This window comes from Lysobacter sp. ISL-50 (assembly GCF_018612875.1).
In the GTDB taxonomy this organism is placed as follows: Bacteria; Pseudomonadota; Gammaproteobacteria; order Xanthomonadales; family Xanthomonadaceae; genus Lysobacter.
The window spans coordinates 10,610-31,449 of the sequence record NZ_JAGGRI010000056.1; the positions used below are offsets into that span (position 1 = coordinate 10,610).

The 20,840-nt window shown below is 68.4% G+C and carries 24 protein-coding genes; 15 read left to right on the forward strand and 9 right to left on the reverse strand.

What is annotated here, in order from left to right:
* Window positions 1-244: 244 nt before the first annotated feature.
* Window positions 245-1,729: a TIGR04222 domain-containing membrane protein gene (locus tag J7J50_RS23190; protein ID WP_215060181.1), complete on the forward strand. Its 1,485-nt coding sequence runs from the start codon at window positions 245-247 to the stop codon at window positions 1,727-1,729.
* 129 nt (window positions 1,730-1,858) lie between these two features.
* Here J7J50_RS23190 and J7J50_RS23195 read toward each other — a convergent pair whose 3' ends face one another.
* The gene (locus tag J7J50_RS23195) at window positions 1,859-2,602 is read right to left on the reverse strand and encodes an SDR family oxidoreductase (RefSeq protein ID WP_215060183.1); all 744 of its coding nucleotides are present in this window, start codon (window positions 2,600-2,602) and stop codon (window positions 1,859-1,861) included.
* Window positions 2,603-2,833: 231 nt separating this feature from the next.
* Between J7J50_RS23195 and J7J50_RS23200 the strand changes: the two genes are divergently transcribed.
* Entirely contained in the window at window positions 2,834-3,769 is a 936-nt protein-coding gene (locus J7J50_RS23200; protein WP_215060185.1) for an AraC family transcriptional regulator, read from the forward strand.
* Window positions 3,770-3,782: 13 nt separating this feature from the next.
* Here J7J50_RS23200 and J7J50_RS23205 read toward each other — a convergent pair whose 3' ends face one another.
* Window positions 3,783-4,700: a LysR substrate-binding domain-containing protein gene (locus J7J50_RS23205; protein WP_215060188.1), complete on the reverse strand. Its 918-nt coding sequence runs from the start codon at window positions 4,698-4,700 to the stop codon at window positions 3,783-3,785.
* A 64-nt stretch (window positions 4,701-4,764) separates the two neighbouring features.
* On the opposite strand from J7J50_RS23205, the gene J7J50_RS23210 reads away from it, so the two are divergent.
* From J7J50_RS23210 to J7J50_RS23265, 12 genes are all read left to right on the forward strand, one after another.
* Complete coding sequence (locus J7J50_RS23210; RefSeq protein WP_215060190.1) at window positions 4,765-5,394, forward strand: LysE family transporter; 630 nt, start codon at window positions 4,765-4,767, stop codon at window positions 5,392-5,394.
* 158 nt (window positions 5,395-5,552) lie between these two features.
* A complete protein-coding gene (locus tag J7J50_RS23215; RefSeq protein ID WP_215060192.1) occupies window positions 5,553-6,239 on the forward strand; it encodes a DoxX family protein in 687 nt (228 codons plus the stop codon).
* Between the two features lie 113 nt (window positions 6,240-6,352).
* Window positions 6,353-6,778 (forward strand): EF-hand domain-containing protein, encoded by a 426-nt coding sequence (locus J7J50_RS23220; protein WP_215060194.1) that lies wholly within the window; start codon window positions 6,353-6,355, stop codon window positions 6,776-6,778.
* A 68-nt stretch (window positions 6,779-6,846) separates the two neighbouring features.
* Entirely contained in the window at window positions 6,847-7,704 is an 858-nt protein-coding gene (locus J7J50_RS23225) for a DUF692 domain-containing protein (RefSeq protein ID WP_215060197.1), read from the forward strand.
* Window positions 7,697-8,485 carry a putative DNA-binding domain-containing protein gene (locus J7J50_RS23230; protein ID WP_215060199.1) on the forward strand — a complete coding sequence of 263 codons (789 nt, stop codon included), beginning with the start codon at window positions 7,697-7,699 and terminating at the stop codon, window positions 8,483-8,485. Before J7J50_RS23225 ends, J7J50_RS23230 begins: the two co-directional genes overlap by 8 nt.
* On the forward strand, window positions 8,482-9,138 hold the full coding sequence (locus tag J7J50_RS23235) for a ferric reductase-like transmembrane domain-containing protein (RefSeq protein ID WP_215060202.1): 657 nt from the start codon (window positions 8,482-8,484) through the stop codon (window positions 9,136-9,138). The genes J7J50_RS23230 and J7J50_RS23235 overlap by 4 nt, the downstream gene beginning before the upstream one ends.
* Window positions 9,139-9,205: 67 nt before the next feature.
* Window positions 9,206-9,631 carry an organic hydroperoxide resistance protein gene (locus tag J7J50_RS23240; RefSeq protein WP_215060209.1) on the forward strand — a complete coding sequence of 142 codons (426 nt, stop codon included), beginning with the start codon at window positions 9,206-9,208 and terminating at the stop codon, window positions 9,629-9,631.
* Window positions 9,632-9,794: 163 nt separating this feature from the next.
* On the forward strand, window positions 9,795-10,586 hold the full coding sequence (locus J7J50_RS23245; protein WP_215060212.1) for an alpha/beta hydrolase: 792 nt from the start codon (window positions 9,795-9,797) through the stop codon (window positions 10,584-10,586).
* 3 nt (window positions 10,587-10,589) lie between these two features.
* Window positions 10,590-11,312, forward strand: coding sequence for a cytochrome c biogenesis CcdA family protein (locus J7J50_RS23250; RefSeq protein ID WP_215060214.1), 723 nt, complete (start codon window positions 10,590-10,592; stop codon window positions 11,310-11,312).
* Window positions 11,313-11,330: 18 nt separating this feature from the next.
* On the forward strand, window positions 11,331-11,888 hold the full coding sequence (locus J7J50_RS23255) for a thioredoxin family protein (protein WP_215060216.1): 558 nt from the start codon (window positions 11,331-11,333) through the stop codon (window positions 11,886-11,888).
* A 105-nt stretch (window positions 11,889-11,993) separates the two neighbouring features.
* A complete protein-coding gene (locus tag J7J50_RS23260) occupies window positions 11,994-12,734 on the forward strand; it encodes a response regulator (RefSeq protein WP_215060219.1) in 741 nt (246 codons plus the stop codon).
* On the forward strand, window positions 12,731-14,062 hold the full coding sequence (locus J7J50_RS23265) for a HAMP domain-containing sensor histidine kinase (protein WP_215060221.1): 1,332 nt from the start codon (window positions 12,731-12,733) through the stop codon (window positions 14,060-14,062). The genes J7J50_RS23260 and J7J50_RS23265 overlap by 4 nt, the downstream gene beginning before the upstream one ends.
* 1 nt (window position 14,063) lies before the next feature.
* On the opposite strand, the gene J7J50_RS23270 is transcribed toward J7J50_RS23265, so the two are convergent.
* From J7J50_RS23270 to J7J50_RS23300, 7 genes are all read right to left on the reverse strand, one after another.
* On the reverse strand, window positions 14,064-15,113 hold the full coding sequence (locus tag J7J50_RS23270; protein WP_215060223.1) for a saccharopine dehydrogenase NADP-binding domain-containing protein: 1,050 nt from the start codon (window positions 15,111-15,113) through the stop codon (window positions 14,064-14,066).
* 162 nt (window positions 15,114-15,275) lie between these two features.
* On the reverse strand, window positions 15,276-15,782 hold the full coding sequence (locus tag J7J50_RS23275) for a GNAT family N-acetyltransferase (RefSeq protein WP_215060225.1): 507 nt from the start codon (window positions 15,780-15,782) through the stop codon (window positions 15,276-15,278).
* Between the two features lie 151 nt (window positions 15,783-15,933).
* Window positions 15,934-16,755 carry an AraC family transcriptional regulator gene (locus J7J50_RS23280; RefSeq protein WP_215060234.1) on the reverse strand — a complete coding sequence of 274 codons (822 nt, stop codon included), beginning with the start codon at window positions 16,753-16,755 and terminating at the stop codon, window positions 15,934-15,936.
* Window positions 16,756-16,830: 75 nt separating this feature from the next.
* A complete protein-coding gene (locus J7J50_RS23285; protein WP_215060236.1) occupies window positions 16,831-17,559 on the reverse strand; it encodes a hypothetical protein in 729 nt (242 codons plus the stop codon).
* Between the two features lie 42 nt (window positions 17,560-17,601).
* Complete coding sequence (locus J7J50_RS23290; protein WP_215060238.1) at window positions 17,602-17,847, reverse strand: hypothetical protein; 246 nt, start codon at window positions 17,845-17,847, stop codon at window positions 17,602-17,604.
* A 72-nt stretch (window positions 17,848-17,919) separates the two neighbouring features.
* Complete coding sequence (locus J7J50_RS23295; RefSeq protein ID WP_215060240.1) at window positions 17,920-18,798, reverse strand: MBL fold metallo-hydrolase; 879 nt, start codon at window positions 18,796-18,798, stop codon at window positions 17,920-17,922.
* Window positions 18,795-19,619 (reverse strand): MBL fold metallo-hydrolase, encoded by an 825-nt coding sequence (locus tag J7J50_RS23300; RefSeq protein ID WP_215060242.1) that lies wholly within the window; start codon window positions 19,617-19,619, stop codon window positions 18,795-18,797. The genes J7J50_RS23295 and J7J50_RS23300 overlap by 4 nt, the downstream gene beginning before the upstream one ends.
* Window positions 19,620-19,756: 137 nt before the next feature.
* Between J7J50_RS23300 and gcvA the strand changes: the two genes are divergently transcribed.
* Window positions 19,757-20,701, forward strand: coding sequence for a transcriptional regulator GcvA (gene gcvA / locus J7J50_RS23305; RefSeq protein WP_215060243.1), 945 nt, complete (start codon window positions 19,757-19,759; stop codon window positions 20,699-20,701).
* Window positions 20,702-20,840 lie beyond the last annotated feature (139 nt).

A 20,840-nucleotide genomic window follows, 5' to 3' on the forward strand; every position in this document is an offset into this window, starting at 1 on the left:
CAAGAGCCCCTCCCACAAGAGAAGCCGCTCCTACAAGAACCGCGCGCGCGGCACATCCGTTCCATCGCGATGATGCGATTCACTCGTTAAATTTTCGCAACGCATCGGCTAGCCCGATCCGGCTATTTCGCCGCAACCGCGCGACGCGTAGCTTGCCGGCCAAGCTGGCACGGCGAGCGCAGAACCCGCACCGCCGCGCAGCGATCGCACGACGGTTCAATGGATGGACTAGCGGAGGATTGTCATGAACGATCCGGACACGACGGCGACGGACAGCGCCGGATGGACACTGGCTCAACAGCAATTGTGGCAACGGCTGCGCGACTATCGTTTCGACGAGCCGGACTCGGAGGAATTCACGCTGCGCGTCGCCACGCACGCGCAACTCGATATCGCCGACGCGCAGGCCGCGATCGAGGAATACCGGCGTTTCTGCTTTCTCGCGATCGGCGCCGCACACGCAGTCACGCCAAGCAAGCTCGTCGATGAGGTGTGGCATGCGCACATCACCGACACCCAGCGTTATCTGAGCTTCTGCCGACGCACCCTCAAGCGCTGGCTGCATCACGTGCCTTCGCGCGGCGGCGTCTCGGAAGATCGGCGTCACCAGCGCCAGTACGCCGACACCGTGCGCAGCTACGAACACTACTTCGGCCGACCGCCGCAAAAATTCTGGCCCGCACCGCAGATCGAACCCGCACCGAAGCCGACACCGGCCATCGGCCGCGCCGCCGCGCGCGAACCCGCGCACGGCCTGTCGTGGATGCTGCGCATGAGCCTGATCGCCGGCTTCGCCTATCTGCTGATCGCCGCCTATCACGAACAGGGCAATCCGCTGCATTGGCGTGGGCCGGGATTCCTGCTGTGGTACCTCACCCTGATGTTCGCCGCCTACCGGCTCGGCGCCTGGCTGCGGCGGCGCGCGCTGGATCGCGGCGATCGCGGTTCGCGCAAGGCCGATCGATGGGAACTGGCCTATCTGGCCGGCGGCGCCGAACGCGTCGCCGATACGATCGTCGCCGAATTGCTGGAACGCGATGCGGTGACGCTCGAATTCGACCGCGATCGCGCCGACAAGGCGCGCCGCACCGGACGGGTGTGGCTGCGGCCGCGTGCGTTGTCGCCGCAGGAGTCGGATGCGTTGCCGCCGATTCTGCGCGAGGCGCTGGATGAGGTCGTGCGCACGCGCAAGGCGCTGTCCAGCATCCTGCTGGCATTGCGCGAGCGGCACCAGCACATGCACCGGCAGTTGCAGGACGCGGGCCTGACCAACACGCCGGCGCAGCAGCACAAGGCCAAGCTGTATTCGATGGCGCCGCTGGCCGCGCTGATATTGCTGGGCCTGATCAAGATCGATATCGGCCTGAGCGATAACCACCCGGTCGGATTCCTGACCGCGCTGACGATACTCACCGTGTTGATCACCCTGACCCGATTGCCGTCCAAGCCGGACGAACTGCTCAGCCATGCCGGACAGTGGGAGCTGTTCCGCGCGCGCCAGCGTCAGCGCAACGAGCCCGGCGACGCCATGACCTACGTCGCCCTGGCCGGGCCCATCGCCTTGATCGGCACGCCGCTGGCCGACTACCACCAAGTCCGCGTCCCGCACGCAAGCAACGCCGGCGGCGGCGACGGAGCCGGAAGTGGCGGCGATGGCGGCGGAGGCGATGGCGGCGGTGGAGGTTGCGGCGGCGGCTGTGGCGGTTGCGGTGGCTGCGGCGGCGGTTGATGCCTCCGCGCGCGATCGCGGCAAGCCCGGCTGGAACATAGAACGATTTCGTCGATCAGTCTGCCAAGTCGATAGAAGGGTCCGCGCCACCAGCGCGGACCCTTCGTTTCGACGCGATGCGGCTTCAGCTCAGAACGATCCCGCCGTCGGCCGCACGATCACCTCGCTGACGTCCACGTCGGCCGGCTGCTCGATCGCGAAGCCGATCGCGCGCGCGATCGCATCCGGGCCGATGGCGATGCGGCGGAATTCGCGCATGCCCTGCGCGGTGTCCGGATCGGTGATGGTGTCGGCCAGTTCCGACTCGACCACGCCGGGCGAGATCGTGGTGACGCGGATGTCCTGGTGTTCCTGGCGCAAGCCGTCGGAAATCGCCCACACCGCGAACTTGGTCGCGCAGTACACCGCGCCGGTCGGCAGGACGTAGTGCGCGCCCAGCGAGGCGACGTTGATCACCTGGCCGTGGCCCTGCGCCTGCATCGTCGGCAGCACCGCGGCGATGCCGTGCAGCACGCCGCGGATGTTGACGTCGATCATGCGGTTCCACTCGTCGAGCTTGAGCGCCTTCAGCGGCGACAGCGGCATCACGCCGGCGTTGTTGACCAATACGTCGATGGCGCCGAATTCGTCCTGCGCATAACGCACGAAGGCGGCGAAGTCCTCCGCGTCGGTCACGTCCAGGGCGCGATAGCGCAGCGTGCCGCCGGCGGCGGCGAGGGTTTCGCTCAGGGCCTGCAGGCGCTGCGTGCGGCGCGCGCCGATCACGACCTTCGCGCCGCGCACGGCGAGCAGCCGCGCGGTCGCCTCGCCGATGCCGCTGCTGGCGCCGGTGATCAATACAGTCTTGCCTTGCATGTTGGGGTGGCTGCTCATGTCGGAATCCTTGGCTTGGGGGCGGACGCGGGTCGTCCGGCTTGGTCGCCACTGTGCGGACGGCGGCCCGGGCCGCGGTAGAACGATCCCGGCCGGTTCTTGCACGATCCTCCACAACCCGGTTCCAGCCCTTGCCGCGGCCGCCGCGCGGACCGATCATCGCGGCCATCCCCACCCCGCCGAATCCTCAGTAAAACCCTCGGTTTCGGCTCATTCGACAGGCATCGCGCGATGGAAGCGGTAGAACGGCTGGCAGAAGCGATTGATCGAAACTCCGGCATCGACGGTCTGCACTCGACCGCGCTGCCGCGGGTGCAACTGATCCGTTCCAGTCGCCGCGTCGATTCGATCCACGAGTTGCATCGCCCGGCGGTGGGCATCGTCGCCCAGGGCTGCAAGCGGGTGATGCTCGGCGACCGCATCTTCGAATACGACCGCCGCCGCTATCTGGTGGTGTCGGTGGACGTGCCGATCCTCGGCCAGATCGTCCAGGCCAGCGAGGACGAGCCCTATCTGTGCCTGCGCCTGGATCTGGACCCGGCGGTGCTGAGCGCGCTGTGGCTGGAATCGGGCCTGCCCGAGCCGGCCGACAGCCCGCCGGGGCCCAGCCTCATGCTCAGCGACGCGACGCCGGACCTGCTCGATGCGGCAGTGCGGCTGCTGGCCCTGCTCGACCAGCCCGACGACATTCCAATGCTGGCGCCGCTGATCGAACGCGAAATCCTGTACCGGTTGATCAGGGGCGAGCAGGCCACGCGCCTGCGCGAGATCGCCCACGGCGAAAGCCGGCTGCGCCACGTCACCCGCGCCATCGACTGGATCAAGCGCAACTACCGCGAACCCTTCGACATGACGCAACTGGCCGCGCACGCGAGCATGAGCGCCTCGGCGCTGCACGCGCACTTCAAGTCGGTGACGCGCATGAGCCCGCTGCAATACCAGAAACAACTGCGCCTGCAGCAGGCGCGCGGACTGATGCTGGGCGAGGCGATGGACGCGGCCAGCGCCGGGCACGCGGTCGGCTACGACAGCCCGTCGCAGTTCAGCCGCGAATACAGCCGTTTGTTCGGCGCGCCGCCGCTGCGCGACGTGGCCCGCCTGCGCGAATTGCCGCCCAGTTTCCAGGGTTCCGCGGCGAGCACCGGCGCCGGCTTCGCGCAGAACTGAGCCGCGCCGCCGCTCAAGCCTGCGCGCGCAGCCACGCCAGCAACACGGCCGCCGGCGAGCCTTCGCCTATCGCCTGCGGCGAGAGCAGGTGATAGCCGCTGCCGTCGGCGACGAACCCCTGCGGCGCGACCAGCACACCGGCCTCGATATCGTCGCGCACCAGTTGCCACGGCCCGATCGCGACGCCCACGCCGGCCGCCGCGGCCTGCAGGCTGAAGTAGAAATGTTCGAACGCCTGCGTCTGCGCGGCCGGTACGCGCCGTCGCGCCGCGCGCGCCCAGTCGGCCCAGGCGCCGGGCCGGGTCGCGCTGTGCAGCAACACCGCCGATTCGTCCCACTGCGCGCGCCTGCCCTCGCCGCGCAGATGCCGCGCGCGATAGGCCGGACTGCACACCGGGCCGACCCGCTCTTCGAACAGCAACTGCGCATGCACACGCCGGCCCCAATCGAAATCGTCGCGGCGGATCGCCAGATCGATCTCGCCGAACCCGACCGGGCCGCCGCCGGCGACCAGTTGCAGGCCGATGCCCGGGTGCGCGGCCTGGAACGCCGGCAGGCGCGGAATCAGCCAGCGCATCAGCAAGGTCGGCTCGCACGACAGCACCAGCGCGGGCTTGCGCGGCGGCTCGCGCAGTTCGCGCACCGTAGCGGCGAGCACGTCGAAGGCGGCGGCGGTGGCATCGCGCAGACGCTCGCCGGCCGCGGTCAGGAATACGCGCTGGCTGCGGCGCCGGAACAGCTCGACCGCGAGCGCGTCCTCGATCGAACGCACCGCGCGGCTGACCGCGCCGTGGGTCAGATGCAGTTCCTGCGCGGCGCGGGTAAAGCTGCCCAGGCGCGCGGCCGCCTCGAAGCAGCGCAGCGCGCCCAGCGGCGGCAGGTCGCCGCGCTGGTAGCGTGAGTTTTCCTCACTGGCTTTGTGATCATTCATGGTTTGCGGCCTCGATCCAGCGCCTCTAACTTAGCCTGATCCCCAATCTTCGGCACAGCCCCCGATGCAGGAATTGATAGCTGTAGTCACCATCACTGTGTTGGCGGTGATCAGCCCCGGGCCGGATTTCGCGATGGTCTCGCGCAACAGCCTGCTGCTCTCGCGCCGCGCCGGCGTGCTGACCGCGCTCGGCATCGGCCTGGGGGTGTGGGTGCATGTGGCCTACACCCTGCTCGGGGTCGGGCTGGTGATCCAGCAATCGTTGCGCCTGTATGCGGCACTGAAGATTCTCGGCGCGCTGTACCTGATCTACCTGGGCGTGAAGATGCTGCGTTCACGCGCCGAACCGGCGCCGGCCGCGGGCCCGGCCGCCGAGCCGCCGCCGGCGATCTCCGACGCCGCCGCGCTGCGCACCGGTTTTCTGACCAACGCGCTCAATCCCAAGTGCACGGTGTTCGTGGTCAGCCTGTTCCTGCAGGTGGTGCAACCGGCGACGCCGCTGGCGCAGCGCATCGGCTACGGCGCCTTCGTCAGCGCCACCCACGTGCTGTGGTTCGCCCTGGTCGCGCTGCTGTTCTCGCACGGCGCGGTCCGCGCCGGACTGCTGCGCTGGCGGCACGGGATCGATCGCGCCTTCGGCGCGCTGCTGATCGGTTTCGGCGGCTTGCTGGCCGGATCGGCGCTGCGTCGATAACACCGCGCCGGCATCGACCGGACTTTGTATCCGAATGTATCCAACCGCCCCATTGCTGCGTTTGGCTGACAAATCCCCGCCTTCGCCGACACCCTGACGATACCGCGACGCCCCGAAATAGCCCCATCCCAACCGGGCCGGCCTTTCAGGAGCGAACCATGCAGTATCTGCCTTCCACCCTCTCGTCCCTCACCCCGCGCATCGATGCGGTGGGCCGCTGGCTCGCGCCGACTGGTCTGCGCGTGGTGCTGGCTTGGGAATTCTTCGAAGCCGGCCGCGAAAAGTGGCTGGGCGAGAACTGGTTCGCCGATCTGGGCGACAAGTTTCCGCTGCCGTTCTCGCTGCTCGGGCCGGACGTGAACTGGACCCTGGCCACCTGGCTGGAACTGAGCGCCAGCATCGCCCTGCTGTTCGGACTGGGCACGCGCTACGCCGCCTTCGCGCTGTGGGTGCTGACCGTGGTCGCCATCTACGCCGTGCACTGGCCCAGCGATTGGTCGAGCCTGAGCGAGCTGTGGCAGGGCTACGCGATCAGCGACCAGGGCCACGGCAACTACAAGCTGCCGCTGCTGTATCTGGTGATGCTGCTGCCGCTGATCCTCAACGGCGGCGGCCGCCTCAGCCTCGACCATCTGCTGAGCGCCGCGCGCACCGCCGGCGCCAACGGCGGTTTCGATCGCCAGGCCTGGGGCGCGACCGCACTGGCCTTCGGCTTGCCGCTGAGCCTGCCGCTGCCGTGGCTGGGCGGCGCGATGGCCGTCGTCGGCGTCGCTTTGATCGCGTTCAAACCCCGCACCGTCGCGGATTCGGGCGCCATGGCCGCCGCCTTCGCCGCGGCTCGCTGAGCCCTCACCAACATCGCATCCCACGGCCCGACCGCCGCTGCACCGACTCGCTTCCCATCGCCGCCAATGCGGCGCCCCCCCTGCGGCATCGCCGCGTTCTTCGGAGAAACACCATGTCCCGTAACGATTCGAACATCCGCACCTCGACCCGCAACCACAGCCTTGGCCTGATCGGCGTCGCCCTGGCCGGCGGCATGTTCCTGAGCGGCTCGGCCTTCGCCGTGCAGCCGCTGGCGCAGGGGTATCTGGCCTCGTCCGGCCACGCCGCCAAGGCCGGCGAAGGCAAGTGCGGTGAAGGCAAATGCGGCGAAGAGAGCTTCGCCAAGACCGACACCAATCACGACCAGAAGGTCTCGCGCGAGGAATTCATCGCCGCCGCGCCCAAGCGCGCCGCCGAGTTCGACCAGATCGACACCGACAAGAACGGCAGCATTTCCCTGCCCGAAGCCCTGAAGTCGGTCGAAGCCGCGCGCAAGGCGGCCGGCAAGTCGGTGGGCGAAGGCAAGTGCGGCGAGGGCAAGTGCGGCGGTCAGGCCTGATCGTCTTGCGCCCCTTCCCATCCCTCCCCGGGAAGGGGCGCTTTTTTTCTTCCATGCGAGCTGCCGCGATGAACGACTTCCACGCCTCCACCCACGCCGGTCTCGGCCTGCGCCGCGGCCTGTTGCCCGAACTGCTGACGATGGACGAGCACGCCGTGGATTTCCTCGAATGCGCGCCCGACAACTGGATCGGCGTCGGCGGCCGCTTCGGCGAAGCGCTGGCGCAGTTGTCCGCGCGTTTCCCGCTGAGCTGCCACGGTTTGTCGCTGTCGCTCGGCGGCACGCAGCCGCTGGACACGGTGTTGCTTGGCCGCACTCGCGAATTTCTAGATCGCCACCGGGTGAGCCTGTACAGCGAGCACCTGAGCTACTGCAGCGACGACGGCCATCTGTACGACCTGATGCCGATCCCGTTCACCGACGAAGCCATCCATCACGTCGCCGGCCGCATCCGCCAGGTGCAGGATCTGCTGGGCCGGCGCATCGCGGTGGAGAACGTCTCCTACTACGCCGCGCCGTATCAGGCGTTGAGCGAAATCGACTTCATCGGCGCGGTGCTGGCCGAAGCCGATTGCGATCTGCTGCTGGACGTCAACAATCTTTTCGTCAACGCCTGCAACCACGGCTACGACGCCGGCCGGTTCCTGGCGCGGCTGCCGGCGCAGCGCATCGCCTCGATGCACATCGCCGGCCATTACGACGAAGCCGAGGATCTGAAGGTCGATACCCACGGCGCGCCGGTCAAGGACGATGTGTGGTCCTTGCTCGAACAGGCCTATGCGCGTTTCGGCGTGCGCCCGACTCTGCTGGAGCGCGATTTCAATTTCCCGCCGCTGAGCGAGCTGCTGGCCGAAACCGACCGCATCCGCGCGATGCAGACCGCGGCGATGAGCGTGGCCGACACCCGCGAGGCCGGCCATGACTGAGCGCCTGCTCGAACAGCAGTACACCCTCGCCCGCCATCTGCGCGATCCGGCCCGGCACGCGCCGCCGCCCGGCATCGAAGCGCGCCGCCTGCGGGTCTATCGCGAGTTGTTCTTCGGTTCGATCGAATCCCTGCTCGCCGGCAGCTTCCCGGTGATCCGCCAGACCCTGGACGAACCCCGCTGGCGCGCGCTGGTGCAAGCGTTCTACGCCGACTACCGCAGCCAGACACCGTTGTTCACCCGCATCGCCGCCGAGTTCGTCGCCTTCGTGCAGCAATACGAAGCCTTGCGCGATGACGCGCCGTGGCTGGCGGAACTGGCGCATTACGAGTGGGTGGAGATCGATCTGCAACTCAGCGACACGCCGGCGCCGGCGTATCGCGCCGATGGCGATCTGCTCGAAGCGGTGCCGCTGCTGTCGCCGCAGGCGCTTGCGCTGGGTTATCGCTGGCCGGTGAATCTGATCGGCCCGCAGTTGCAACCGCGCACGCCGCCGCAATCGCCGACCTTGCTGCTGGTGCATCGCGACCCCGCGCACGAGGTGCGCTTCGCGCAGATCGCGCCGCTGACGTACCGACTGCTGCAGTCGCTGCACAGCCATCGCTGGTCCGGCCGCCGCCACCTGCGCGCGCTCGCGGACGAAACCGGCGGCGACGCCGACGAACTGCAGGCGCAGGGGCTGGCCTTGCTGGAACAGCTACGCGAGCAAGCAATCGTGCTCGGCACCGCCGCCGACGATGCACCGCCGCCCTCTTCCACTTCGACCCGGAGCGATCCATGAATCTGCAAACCACGACGCCGCTGAGCAGCGGTTGGAAACTGTTCGGCCTGATCGCCGCGCTGATCCTGGCCATGTCCGCCGCCATCTTGTGGGCGCATGCGGATCCGGTCGAAGGCGTGCGCAGCCTCATCCGCGCCACCGCCCGGACCTCGTTCGCCTTGTTCCTGATCGCCTTCACCGCCTCGGTCTTCGTCGCCCTGGTGCCGGCGCCGTGGTCGAAAGCGGTGCTGCGCGAACGCCGCTACATCGGTCTGGCGTTCGCGTTCTCGCATCTGGTGCACGCCATCGCGATCTACAGCTACGGCCGGCTCTCGCCGGAGTTCTGGCCCGGCCGCACCGGTTTCGCGAATGTTCCCGGCTCGGTCGGTTACCTCTTCATCGTGTTGATGACCGTCACCTCGTTCAAGCCGGTGGCGCGCCGTCTCAGCGCCGTCGCCTGGAAGCGCCTGCACACCTCCGGCATGTGGGTGATCGCGGCGGTGTTCGCCTCCTCGTATTTCAAGCGCATTCCGATGGATTCGGCCTACGCGATCCCGTTCGGAATCTTGTTGGCGGCGATCGCGATCCGCCAGGTCGGCAAGCTCGCGCAAGCCAACAAACGCCGTCAGGCCGCGACACGCGGCGCCGCTCAGTACCCAACCGAAGCCGCGTAACCACCCGCGCACTCCCTTCCCTGCGGCGATCCGATCCCGCGTCGTCGCTCATCCCTGGAGCATCGCCATGATCAAGCAAACCGAAGAAGTGCTTTACACCGCCCACACCCACACCAGCGGCGGCCGCGACGGCAGCGGCCGTTCCAGCGACGGCGCCATCGACGTCAAACTCAGCACGCCCGGCTCGGGGCGGTCGGGCAGCAATCCCGAGCAGTTGTTCGGCATCGGCTACTCGGCGTGCTTCATCGGCGCGATGCAGTTGGCCGGCGCCAGGCTCGGCATCAAGCTGCCGGCCGACGCCGCCATCGACGCCGCCGTGAGCCTGGGCAAGACCGACGGCGGCGCCAGCTATCTGCTCTCGGTGAAGTTGACCGTGATCCTGCCGGGCCTGGACGACGCGCGGAAGCATCAGTTGGTCGAAGCCGCGCATCAGACCTGCCCGTACTCGCATGCCACCCGCGGCAATGTCGATGTTCAGTTCGAAATCGTCTGACACCCACACCGGCCCCGCGTGCGCGCGCCGCGCACGCGGGCTTGTGTAAGCCAATGTAACCACGGCGCGCACGACAGCTTCGCTTACGAAAACCGGCCCTTGCGAAACACCGCCGATACGCCGCGCCGCTGCAATAGCCGCTCACTCCCAACGAGATTTCCCCATGTTCCGCACCGTACTGTTCAGCGCCCTGGCTTGCGCATCGTTGTTTTCCACCACCAGCGCCGCCGCGGAAAAAAGCGATCCCGCCGCGCCCGCGACCGTGGTCCTGGTCCATGGCGCTTTCGCCGACGGCGCCAGCTGGAACAAGGTCATCGCTATCCTGAATTCCTGGGGCGTGCCGTCGATCGCGGTGCACAGCCCGCTGACCTCGCTGCAGGACGACGTCGACGCGACCCGTCGCGCGATCAAGTCCGCGCCGGGCAAGGTGGTGCTGGTCGGCCATTCCTGGGGCGGCACCGTCATCACCCAGGCCGGCGTCGATGCGCAGGTCAGCGCGCTGGTCTACGTCGCCGCGTTCGCTCCCGATGTCGGCCAGAACAGCGCCGATCAAGGCCGCGATTTCCCGGTTCCACCCGGACTGAGCAGCTTGCAGAACCGCGATGGATTCCTGTGGCTCAGCGAAGCCGGCGTCGCGCGCGATTTCGCCCCCGACCTCAAGCCGCGCGAGTCGCGCCTGTTGTTCAGCACCCAGGCGCCGGTCAAGGCCAGCGCGTTCGGCGAAGCGGTGACGCAGGCCGCGTGGCGAACCAAGCCGAGCTGGTACGTGATCGCGCGCAACGACCGCATGCTCGCGCCGCAACTGCAGGCCGCGACCGCGCAGCGCATCCACGCGCAGGTGAGCTCGACCGGTTCCAGCCATGTCGCGCCGCTGTCGCAACCGCGCGAGGTGGCGTTCGCGATCCTCGAAGCGGCCGGCGTCAAGACGCAAGACAGCGTGCAAGAGGGAGGCTGAGCCATGGTCGCGCACGGCATCGCCGAATACGCCCTGGCCGGCGTCGCCGGCCTGGCCACCATCGCCTCGCCCTGCATCCTGCCGGTGTTGCCGATCGTGCTGGCGACCACGGCCGGACGCAGCCGCGCCGAACCGATCTGGATCATCGCCGGCTTCACCGCCAGCTTCGCCGCCGGCGGCATCGCCATCGGCGCCTTGTCGGCGTTCTCCGGCGAACTGCAATACGCGGTGCGCAACGCCGCCATCGTATTGCTGCTGTTGGCCGGACTGGCCTGCTGGTGGTCGGCGCCGTTCGACTGGCTCGCAACGCAAGTGCAGCAGCGGCTGTCCAGGCGCGCGGCGCGGACCTCGGCGCAGGCCGCGCCGCGCACCGGCAAGGGCGGCGCGCTGCTGGTCGGCGCCTCGCTGGGACTGGTCTGGACGCCTTGCGCCGGGCCGATCCTGGCCTCGGTGCTGGCCCTGGCCGCCTCGGCGCAGGCGCCGGCCAAGGCCACCGCCCTGCTCGGCCTTTATGCGCTGGGCGCCGGCGTTCCGCTGTTGGCCATCGCTTACGGCGGCCACTGGGTGTCTTCGCGCCTGGCGTTCTTCAACCGCCATGCGCTGCCGATCCGCCGCGCCTTCGGCGCCATCGCCGTCGCGGTCGCGGTGCTGCAACTGCTGCAGTACGACGTCGCCTTCTCGGCCTGGGCCACGCAATGGCTTCCCGCTGTTTCCACCGGACTTTGACTCCACGAAGGAATCACCATGAACAAGCCCCTGAGCCTGCTCAAACCCATCTTCTGCGCGCTGTGCCTGTGCGTCGCCGCCGGCGCCTGCACGCCCGGCGCCCACGCCGAGCCGGTGCACGGCACCCAGACCCTGCCCGCGCCCAAGGCGCCCGAGTTCGAAGGCATCGACCGCTGGATCAACAGCCCGCCGCTGACCATGGCCGGTTTGCGCGGCAAGGTCGTGCTGGTCGAGTTCTGGACTTACTCGTGCATCAACTGCATCCACGTCATGCCCTACGTGAAGCAATGGCACCAGCGCTATCAGCCCGCCGGCCTGACCGTGATCGGCGTGCATACGCCGGAATACGGCTACGAGAAAATCGCGCGTAACCTCGATGCGGCGGTGAAGCGCTTCGGCATCGAGTACCCGGTCGCGCAGGACAACGCCTTCGCCACCTGGAACGCCTACCACAACCGCTACTGGCCGGCGCTGTACCTGACCGATCGCGACGGCCATGTGGTCTACGAGCACTTCGGCGAAGGCGGCTACGCCCAGACCGAAGCCAAGATCCAGCAATTGCTGCAGGCGCGCTGAGCCAGCACCGCAAGCGCACGCGCCGCGGCGCGCGCGCTTGCTGGGGCATAATCGCAAACAGGCCGAATCCGGGCCTGGCGTCCTTTCCACCGGCGGGATTTGTGCATGAAACAGCTCGATCACATCCTGATCGTCGATGACGACCGCGACATCCGCGAAATGGTCGCCGACTATCTGCAGAAGAACGGCCTGCGCACCACCGCGGCCGCCGACGGCCGGGAAATGCGCGCGGTGCTCGACACCCACGCGGTCGATCTGATCGTGCTCGACGTGATGATGCCGGGCGAAGACGGCCTGGTGCTGTGCCGCAATCTGCGCGCGAGCAAGCACCGCTCGATCCCGGTGCTGATGCTGACCGCGCGCGACGACGCCACCGATCGCATCATCGGCCTGGAAATGGGCGCGGACGATTACGTGGTCAAGCCGTTCTCGGCGCGCGAGCTGCTGGCGCGGATCAACGCGGTGATCCGCCGCACCCGCATGCTGCCGCCGAATTTGCAGATCAGCGAAGCCAGCCGCCTGATCGCGTTCGGACAGTGGCGACTGGACACCAGCGCGCGCCATCTGCTCGATGAGCAGGACACGGTCATCGCCCTGAGCGGCGCGGAGTTCCGACTGCTGCGGGTGTTTCTCGATCACCCGCAGCGCGTACTCAGCCGCGATCAGCTGCTGAACCTGACCCAGGGCCGCGACGCGGAGCATTTCGACCGCTCCATCGACCTGCTGGTCAGCCGCCTGCGCCAGCGCCTGCAGGACGGCGCGCGCGAGCAGACCTACATCAAGACCGTGCGCAGCGAAGGCTACGTGTTCTCGATGCCGGTCACCCTCGTCGGCGACGAGGCATGAACGCCGCGGCCGCCAAGGCGCCGTCGGCATGGCTGCCGCGCAGCATCGCCTCGCGGCTGTACCTGATCCTGTTCGCCGGCCTGCTGCTCGCGCATGGGTTGTCGTTCGGCCTGTTGTTCTATGAGCGTTACGTCACTGCCACCTCGATGATGCTCGGCAATCTGGAGCAGGACGTGATCACCTCGGTCGCGGTGCTCGACCGTATTCCGGCCGCCGAACGCACGGAATTCCTGCCGCACCTCACCCGCCGCACCTACCGCTACGTGCTCAGTGCCGGTGAGCCGGGCCGCGCCGAACTCAGCGAACGCGCGCAGAGCATTACCCGCATGATCGGCTCGGCGCTGGGGCCGCGTTATCCGGTGCGCGCCGATACCGTCTCGCAGCGACCGGAGCGCTTCCAGGTTCATCTGACCCTGGGCGACGGCCATCCGCTGACGATCGAAGTCACGCCCTCGACGATGCCGATCGCGCAATGGCTGCCGTACGTGCTGGCGATCCAACTGGGCTTGCTGCTGCTGATCACCTGGCTGGCGGTGCGGCTGGCGACGCGGCCGCTGGCGTGGCTGGCCAACGCCGCCGAATCGCTGAGCCCCAGCGGCGGCGGCAAGCCGCTGCGCGAAGGCGGCCCGACCGAAGTGGCCAAGGCGGTGTCGGCGTTCAACGCGATGCAGGACCGCATCGCCGCCTACCTGCGCGAGCGCCTGCAGATTCTCGCGGCGATCTCGCACGACCTGCAGACGCCGATCACGCGCATGAAGCTGCGCACCGAAGCCATGGACGAGTCGCCGCTGCGCGCCAAGCTGATCGACGATCTCGACGAAATGCAGCATCTGGTGCGCGAAGGCGTCGCCTACGCGCGCAGCGCCCACGGCGCGTCCGAGCCGCCGCTCAAGCTCGATCTGGACGCGTTCCTCGACAGTCTGGTGTTCGATTACCAGGACACCGGCAAGGACGTGGTCCTGGCCGGATGCGTCGGCGCGCCGATCTTCACCCGCCCGCACGCGCTGCGCCGGGTGATCGGCAATCTGATCGACAACGCGGTCAAGTACGCCGGCGCGGCCGAAGTCGAAGTCGTGCGCGCCGCCGACGGCGGCATCGCCGTCAGTGTGCTCGATCGCGGCCCCGGTATTCCGGAGCCGGAGCTGGACGCGGTGCTGCAGCCGTTCTATCGCCTGGAGGCCTCGCGCAACCGCGACAGCGGCGGCGCCGGCCTGGGTCTGGCCATCGCTCAGCAGCTGACGCTGTCGTTGAACGCGAAGCTGGTCCTGGAAAACCGCGAAGGCGGCGGCTTGCGCGCCACCTTGTCGCTGCCGTCGGCGAAGACCTGATTCAATCCAGGCCGCTGAGGCTGAGGTATTCCGGCGCCAGCGCGCGCAGGAAATCGGCCGCATCGAAGACCTGCCCGGGCGCGATCACGCCGTCGCCGTGGCGCCGCCCATCGACGATGCGTTCCAGGGCCTCGACCAGCAGCGGCGCGGTGACCGCGTAGATGTCCTGCCCCTGCGCCGCGACCCGTTGCCGCCGTGCGCCGGCGCGGACTTCGACTTCGATCGCGAAACGCTGCGCCGAACGGCCGTGCGCATCGGCCGCGACCGGAGGAGGCGTGGCCGGATCGCGCAGATCCTTCAGCGGCGTCAGATTGAGATACGAATGCACCTCGGCCACGCGCAGGTGCCGGGCGATCAACGGGATTTCGCTGAAAGGCAACGCCACCACGTCCTGATCGGCGAACGGCGCGGCGAAGCTCCATTCGCGCGTCGGCGCCGGATCGGCGAGAAATTGCAGCGCGCCCGCGCCGATCACCAGCCGCCGCGCGGTGTTGCGCTGCCCGGTCAGGCGCGTGCCGGCGGTGGGATGCCAGCTGTCGAGCGCGATGGCGATATCGAGCGCGTCCGCGCCGGCTTCACCGCCCACCGCCGCGGTGGCGAGCAGATCGGCGAGGCCGCCGTAGAACGCCATCGCCGGAACCACGGCGACGCCGGCCTCGACGGCCGCATCGTGATAGCGCTCGAACGCGGCGATCACCGGCTGCTGCTCGGCCGAGGTGTCCAGGTAGTGGATGCGCGCGCGCAACGCCGCTTCGATCAGCGGCCCGCCCGATTCGCTGAAAGGCCCGGCGCAGTTGAGCACCGCGACGGCGCCTTCCAGCGCGCGATCGAGCGACGCCGGGTCATCGACCGTCGCCACCCGCCGCTCCAGCCCGGGAAAATCTTCCGCCAGGGCAGCCAGCTTGGCCGCGTCGCGGCCGGCCAGGATCGGCTCCCACCCGCGCGCGAGCAGATGCGCGACGGTGAACCGTCCGGTATGACCGTAAGCGCCGAATACGCTTACGCGCCGGGAGTTCGAGGGGTGCTGCGCAGCCGCGGGATCGATGGACATTGGGTTCTCTGGGTGCCGGTAAAAAGGACAAGCATAGAAGACACCAGAGCGGGCGGCGGCGCTGTCGAAATATTTAGTTCCTTGCTCGAACTGCACTGGCGACCTGCCGACGGAGCGCTAGTTCCATCGAATGCCCGCCGACCGCCGCCGCGTGTACGCGTCCTATCGAGCACCCCCATCGCGAGGCGGCAGCTCCAACACCACCGAGGTATCGATCTGTCGCTCGGGGATATTCCAATAACTGCGCAGCAATGCCGCCGCGCGCGCCGGCGGCACCCGCACGAAGCCGTTGCGCTGATAGAACGCGATGGCCCACGCGGCATCGGCCCAGGTGCCGACCAGAACCGGGCGCTGGGCGTTCTCGCGCAGGTGCCGCAGCAGCGCCGCGCCCACGCCGGAACGCTGGCGGCCGGGCCGCACGTAGGCGTGGCGGATCAGATCGACGTCGCGCACCGGCTGGATGCCCATCACGCCGAGCAGTTCGCCTTCGTGTTCGTAGCCGGAAAACGCCACGCCGGCGGCGATCTCCTCGCGCAATTCCCGCGCCGGCATGTACGGCTCATGCCAGCGGTCGGCCGGGATCACGCCGCGATAGGCCTCGGCGGCGGCGTTGATGATCGTGAGGATCGCCTCTTCTTCGTCGGCGCGGCACGGCCGGATCGGAGTCATCGCCGGCTCCCCGCCACTGCGCGCGGTGTTGGATGGAAGGACGGCGCGCAGTGCGGATGGGGATGTCGGTTGCGCATGAGTACGGGCTCGTGTCGATCGGAGCCCCACTGTCCGCATCGCCGCGCCCGCGGTCTTGGATAAAAGTGCGCGCTCAGCCCAGGTGACGCGCGTACCGATGCGGAGTGACGCCGAACTGGCGCACGAAACAACGGTTGAGATGGCTTTGATCGCAGAAACCAGCCTGCGACGCGGCGTCGGCCGCTGAGTGCCCGAGCCGGATCAGCCGCCGCGCCAGGGCGATGCGCCGTTGCACGATGTAAGCGTGCGGGGTCAGGCCGAACTCGCGCGCGAAGCCGCGAATCAACTGATAGCGGCTGACGCCGGCCTCGGCGGACAGCTGCGCCAGCGACAGTTCCGCCGCCGGTTCGGCCTCGATGCGGTCGCGCGCGCGTCGCACCGGTGCGGTGGCGCCGGCAGCCGCCCGCGCCGGCGTGGTCGCGTTGACGTCGCTGGCCGCGAGCAAACGCAGCAATGCGGTTTCGCGCGCCATCGCCGCGGCCGATCCGCTTATCGCCGCCGATCCGGTCAACACCGTATAAGCCGATTCGAACACGCGCCGCACGCGTTCATCGCCGAACACCGCCGCGGCGAAGGTCAACGGCCGCCACGCGCCGTCGGCGATCTGGCTTCGGGCCTGATCGACCCACTGCGGATCGAGATACAGCATCCGCCACGCCCGCGGCCGCCCGCCTATCGCGCGGCCGTCGTGGACCTCGCCGGGGTTGACGAAGATCAACTGCCCCGGACCGGCCTCGACCTGACGGCGGTCGCTGGCGGAGGCGTGGCCGCCGGCATCGACGACGCCGATGCCGTATTGATCGTGGACATGGCGCGGATAAGCGCGCGCCGTCACCGCGCTCATCGCATCGATGCCGGTCAACGCGGTGGCGAGGTAACGGATCTGTTCGGGCATGAGCCGACGCGGTGGCGTGCGGGAGGACGGTTCGTTCGCATCCTACCGCGCCGCGGCCGTTGAAGCGGCGATCGCTCAGCGCGTGGTTTCCAGCGGCGGCCAGACGTAGCAGCCGCCGCCGCTCGATCCCATGGCTTGCATGAAGATATCCGGGGGAAAATAACCGCGCCCGCACAAGGCGCCGGAAAACTCCGGACCGCCCTCGCCTTCGGTCAGGACGACGAAGGGCTTCTCGGCGGCATCGGTGAAGATGAAGAAAACATCGCTGCCGCCCAGCCCGCCATCCTCAAAAATCACCCGCACGATCGAGGCCCAGGCGAAGCTCACATCCACCTCCGGCTCGCGCGGCGGCCGGGCGCGTATGCGTACCTGCGTGTCGTCGAAACTGACCTTGAACCATTCCTTGACCGTCGGCGGCGGGCCGCGAATGCCCTGCATGAACATGCCGACACCGCCGAGTATCGCGATAATCGAACCCGCCAGCCCGAGCAGGCCGTGTTTCAGGCCGATATCGCCGCCCTGCCACAGCGTCCACAGCAGCCATGCCAATCCGGCGACGCCGCCCAGCGCGAAGACCGTAGCGATGACGTATTGCGGCAGTTGCAGCAGCAGTCGCCGCCACGACCAGACCTTCATGTCGGTGGCGCGCACCAACTCGGCATGCAGATCGCTGGCGTACAACCAGCCGGCGCAAAAGCTGAAAGGCAATCCCAGCAGCCACCAGGCGCTGCCGGTGATGCGCAGCATCAACAGCGACAAAGGCAAAACCGCGACGGCCGCGGCGAGTTTGTGTCCGGTCTTCATCGTCCCTGCCTCGCCTCGGCCAACACGTCGCCTTCGTCCTCGTTATCGCCCCGCCTCATCGCTCAGTCGCGCCGCAGCGAGGCTTCGCGCGCCTGACTCGGCGTGGTGCCGGTCCCGCGCCAGGCGGCCGGCGGCGATGCGCAACGGCGCGCGCGGACGGCAGCATTCGGCGGCGCTGCATGCTGACAGGGACGTAGTGGCGCGCATCGATTTCTCGTGGCCCTTGATGCCGATCATGTTGACATGCTCGGTACCGATTGCAACGCCCGGCCCGCGGCGAAACGGCATGGAGGCTCGTGCCGAGACCGGGGTCTGGCAGGACGCGGTGGCTTGAGCGCGTCGCCGCCTCGCCGACGCGTTTCAGACAACCCAGTCCAACCATTCTCCCGGCATCATCGGCTGTATCGCGATCCCCGCGGCCGACTTCGCGCGCGCGGCCTTGCGCAGCGAACCGATCGGATCGTCCACCTCTCGATATTCCTCGTCCATGCCCGTTATGCCGTAGTGGATGGGAATCAGACGGCGCGCGCCCAGGATGGTCGCGGCCGCCACCGCCTGTTCCGGCGTCAGTACGCCCGGCTGGCCGCTGACCGGCTTGCGCCAGCCGAAACGCGCGCCGTTGATCGGCAGAAACGCCGCGTCGAACGGGCCGAACTGGCGCGCGATCCGCCACCAGTGCCCGTGCCAGAGCGTGTCGCCGCCATGGAAGATGCGGCGGCCGCCGGCCGACACCACCCACGACACCTGCGGATCGCCGTAACCGTCCGAAGCCGGCACCGCGGTGGCGGTGAAGTCGCCGAGCAGTTGCGGCTCCCACAACGCGCTCGGCCGCGCTCGCGCTTTTTCGGGCAGGGGCCGCGGCTGGGTTCCGGCCGCAAACACCAGCGCCCCGCCCTTGCTCAGCGCCTGCGCCGCGGCCACGGGATCGAAATGATCCGGATGCGCGTGGGTGATCGCGACATAGGTATCGCCGACCGCATCGCCGACCGGGACCAAGCGGTCCTTGAGCGCGGCGCCCCAGGCGTCGGGATTGATCAACGGGTCGATGAATAAGGTCGCCTGCGGCAATTGCAGGCGGATGCCGGCCCACGCCAGCCGCTGGATTTTCAGTTCATCGCCGTTGCCGGCCGCGAACACGCGGCCAACCGGCAGCAGGCTCGCCGCCGCGAAGCTGGCGCAGCCGCTCAGGAATCGCCGCCGCCCGATGCCGCGACCGGACCCGATGTCTGCGCGATTCATGCCGGCACCGCCCGTGCTGCGAGCGCGGCGTCGAAGGCGAACACCGACTGGGCGATGACGACGTCCAGATTGCGCCGATGCCATTCGCGCTCGAACGCGCACGCTTCCACCCCCGGCGCCAGACAGGCTTCGATGGGAATCGAGGCGATGCGGGCGTCGGCTTCGTCCGCGGCGAAATCGAGCCGCAGTTTCGTGACACGGTGTTGCAATCGGTCCAGATAATGCACCGCGTTGTCGAGCACATCCGCCGGAAACTTGCCCATATGCCCGCCGACGACGGTGCCGCGGCCGAACTGGCGAATACGGCCGATCGCGGCGCGAATCAACGCCGGATCGGCCTTGGACAGATAGACGATATTGCCGACGATGTTGTCGCCTACGCAGACCAGATCGGCGCCGGGCACGTCCACGCTGATGTGGTCCATGGTCTTGCCGGGGTTGTGGATCAGGGCCAGATCGTGCCGGCCCCAACGCAGGTTCATCGCGCTGTCGAACACCACCCGCGGTTCGCGATAGAACGCATCCACGCGCCGGTTCTGCGAAAGAAAGGCATAGCGATGATGGCGGTGCGCGACGGTCAGCGCGTCCGGGAACAGCGAAAGTCCGGCCATGTGATCGCTCATGAAATGCGTGGCCACGATCACCCGCACCGTCTTGCGCAAGTCCTCGCACAACACCCGGCGCAGCCAGCGCGCATCGTCGTGGCTTCCCAGCGCGTCGATCAGCAGCGCCTGCTCGCCGTCGAGGATCGCGGTGGCGACCGACTCGTGGTCGTCGCCGACGAACATCAGCACGTCGCCGGCCAGTTCTTCGAATCTCATGATGCGCGTCCGCCGTTTCGATGGCCCCATCATTTCCAGCGCCGGCGGCGCTGACAAACGAGATGTTTTGCGCGCCGCGTTAGCAAAACTAACTTGATAGGATGCCGGCTCCGGCACCCCACGGGTTCGATGCGATCGTGAAGTCCTTCCACCCTGTCCCGCTCAACGCCTTGCGCGCCTTCGAAGCCGCGGCGCGGTGCCTGAGTTTTCAGGTCGCGGCCACGCAGTTGTTCGTCACCCCGGCCGCGGTCAGCCATCAGGTGAAGCGGCTGGAGGCGCACCTGGGCGTGAAGCTGTTCCATCGCGGCCATCGCGCGGTCGAACTGACCGCGCAGGGCGAGGCGCTGGCCGCGTCGCTGACGGAACTGTTCGGGCTGATCAATCTGGCCCTGGACCGGGCCACCGCGCCCGCCCACGCCGACCTGCGCGTGAGCACGATGGAATCGTTCGCGGCGAAATGGCTCGCGCCGCGGCTGCATCGGTTCCATCGCGACCATCCCGAGGTCAAGGTGCGTATCGAAACCGGCAACGAACAAGCCGATTTCGTCCGCGACGGCATCGATGTCGCGATCCGCTACGGGCCCGGCGCTTACACCGGCGTGCGCACCGAACATTTGCTGCATGCGCCGGTGTTCCCGGTCTGCGCGCCGTCGCGGCCGGACGACGGTCGCCCGGCGCCGACGCGGCCCGACGATCTGCTGCGGCATACCTTGCTGCACGACGAAAGCGCCATCGGCCGCGCCGGCGTGCCGGATTGGGCCGCGTGGCTGGAATCGGCGGGCGCTGCGCGCATGAACGCGACGCGCGGCCCGGTCTTCTCCAGCATCTATCTGGCCCAGGAAGCGGCGATCGCCGGACATGGCGTCGCCCTCGGCGTGGGTCCGCTGGTCGCGGAGGATTTGCAGCGCGGGCGCCTGATCGCGCCGTTCGATCATGTCCTGGCCAACGCATATGCGTTCTGGATCGTGCGCCCGGCCGACGGCGGCGACGGCAATCCGGCCGTCGATGCCTTCTGCCGCTGGCTGCGCGAGGAAGCGGCTGGCGCGGATTCGCAAACCGCGATCGGTGAAGACGCGGGTTGAATTGATGTCATCGCCGCGGGCTGGCCGGCATCTTGCGATGTCCGCGACTCCGCGCCCCCTCATCCAGCCCCTCTCCCGCGCCCGAAGCAGGGCACTTTGGGCGGCAAGCGGGAGAGGGGCTTAATCCGCGCGTGGGTCA

Excerpts from the sequence above, each read along its gene's own strand:
- J7J50_RS23205 (WP_215060188.1), bottom strand. The coding sequence starts at position 4,700 with ATGAATGATCACAAAGCCAGTGAGGAAAACTCACGCTACCAGCGCGGC.
- J7J50_RS23230 (WP_215060199.1), top strand. The coding sequence starts at position 7,697 with ATGACTGAGCGCCTGCTCGAACAGCAGTACACCCTCGCCCGCCATCTG.
- J7J50_RS23240 (WP_215060209.1), top strand. The coding sequence starts at position 9,206 with ATGATCAAGCAAACCGAAGAAGTGCTTTACACCGCCCACACCCACACC.
- J7J50_RS23275 (WP_215060225.1), bottom strand. The coding sequence starts at position 15,782 with ATGACTCCGATCCGGCCGTGCCGCGCCGACGAAGAAGAGGCGATCCTC.
- J7J50_RS23280 (WP_215060234.1), bottom strand. The coding sequence starts at position 16,755 with ATGCCCGAACAGATCCGTTACCTCGCCACCGCGTTGACCGGCATCGAT.
- J7J50_RS23245 (WP_215060212.1), top strand. The coding sequence starts at position 9,795 with ATGTTCCGCACCGTACTGTTCAGCGCCCTGGCTTGCGCATCGTTGTTT.
- J7J50_RS23300 (WP_215060242.1), bottom strand. The coding sequence starts at position 19,619 with ATGAGATTCGAAGAACTGGCCGGCGACGTGCTGATGTTCGTCGGCGAC.
- J7J50_RS23195 (WP_215060183.1), bottom strand. The coding sequence starts at position 2,602 with ATGAGCAGCCACCCCAACATGCAAGGCAAGACTGTATTGATCACCGGC.
- J7J50_RS23270 (WP_215060223.1), bottom strand. The coding sequence starts at position 15,113 with ATGTCCATCGATCCCGCGGCTGCGCAGCACCCCTCGAACTCCCGGCGC.
- J7J50_RS23200 (WP_215060185.1), top strand. The coding sequence starts at position 2,834 with ATGGAAGCGGTAGAACGGCTGGCAGAAGCGATTGATCGAAACTCCGGC.
- J7J50_RS23295 (WP_215060240.1), bottom strand. The coding sequence starts at position 18,798 with ATGAATCGCGCAGACATCGGGTCCGGTCGCGGCATCGGGCGGCGGCGA.
- J7J50_RS23215 (WP_215060192.1), top strand. The coding sequence starts at position 5,553 with ATGCAGTATCTGCCTTCCACCCTCTCGTCCCTCACCCCGCGCATCGAT.
- J7J50_RS23220 (WP_215060194.1), top strand. The coding sequence starts at position 6,353 with ATGTCCCGTAACGATTCGAACATCCGCACCTCGACCCGCAACCACAGC.
- J7J50_RS23235 (WP_215060202.1), top strand. The coding sequence starts at position 8,482 with ATGAATCTGCAAACCACGACGCCGCTGAGCAGCGGTTGGAAACTGTTC.
- J7J50_RS23190 (WP_215060181.1), top strand. The coding sequence starts at position 245 with ATGAACGATCCGGACACGACGGCGACGGACAGCGCCGGATGGACACTG.
- J7J50_RS23260 (WP_215060219.1), top strand. The coding sequence starts at position 11,994 with ATGAAACAGCTCGATCACATCCTGATCGTCGATGACGACCGCGACATC.
- J7J50_RS23290 (WP_215060238.1), bottom strand. The coding sequence starts at position 17,847 with ATGCCGTTTCGCCGCGGGCCGGGCGTTGCAATCGGTACCGAGCATGTC.
- J7J50_RS23210 (WP_215060190.1), top strand. The coding sequence starts at position 4,765 with ATGCAGGAATTGATAGCTGTAGTCACCATCACTGTGTTGGCGGTGATC.
- J7J50_RS23265 (WP_215060221.1), top strand. The coding sequence starts at position 12,731 with ATGAACGCCGCGGCCGCCAAGGCGCCGTCGGCATGGCTGCCGCGCAGC.
- J7J50_RS23255 (WP_215060216.1), top strand. The coding sequence starts at position 11,331 with ATGAACAAGCCCCTGAGCCTGCTCAAACCCATCTTCTGCGCGCTGTGC.
- J7J50_RS23250 (WP_215060214.1), top strand. The coding sequence starts at position 10,590 with ATGGTCGCGCACGGCATCGCCGAATACGCCCTGGCCGGCGTCGCCGGC.
- J7J50_RS23225 (WP_215060197.1), top strand. The coding sequence starts at position 6,847 with ATGAACGACTTCCACGCCTCCACCCACGCCGGTCTCGGCCTGCGCCGC.
- J7J50_RS23285 (WP_215060236.1), bottom strand. The coding sequence starts at position 17,559 with ATGAAGACCGGACACAAACTCGCCGCGGCCGTCGCGGTTTTGCCTTTG.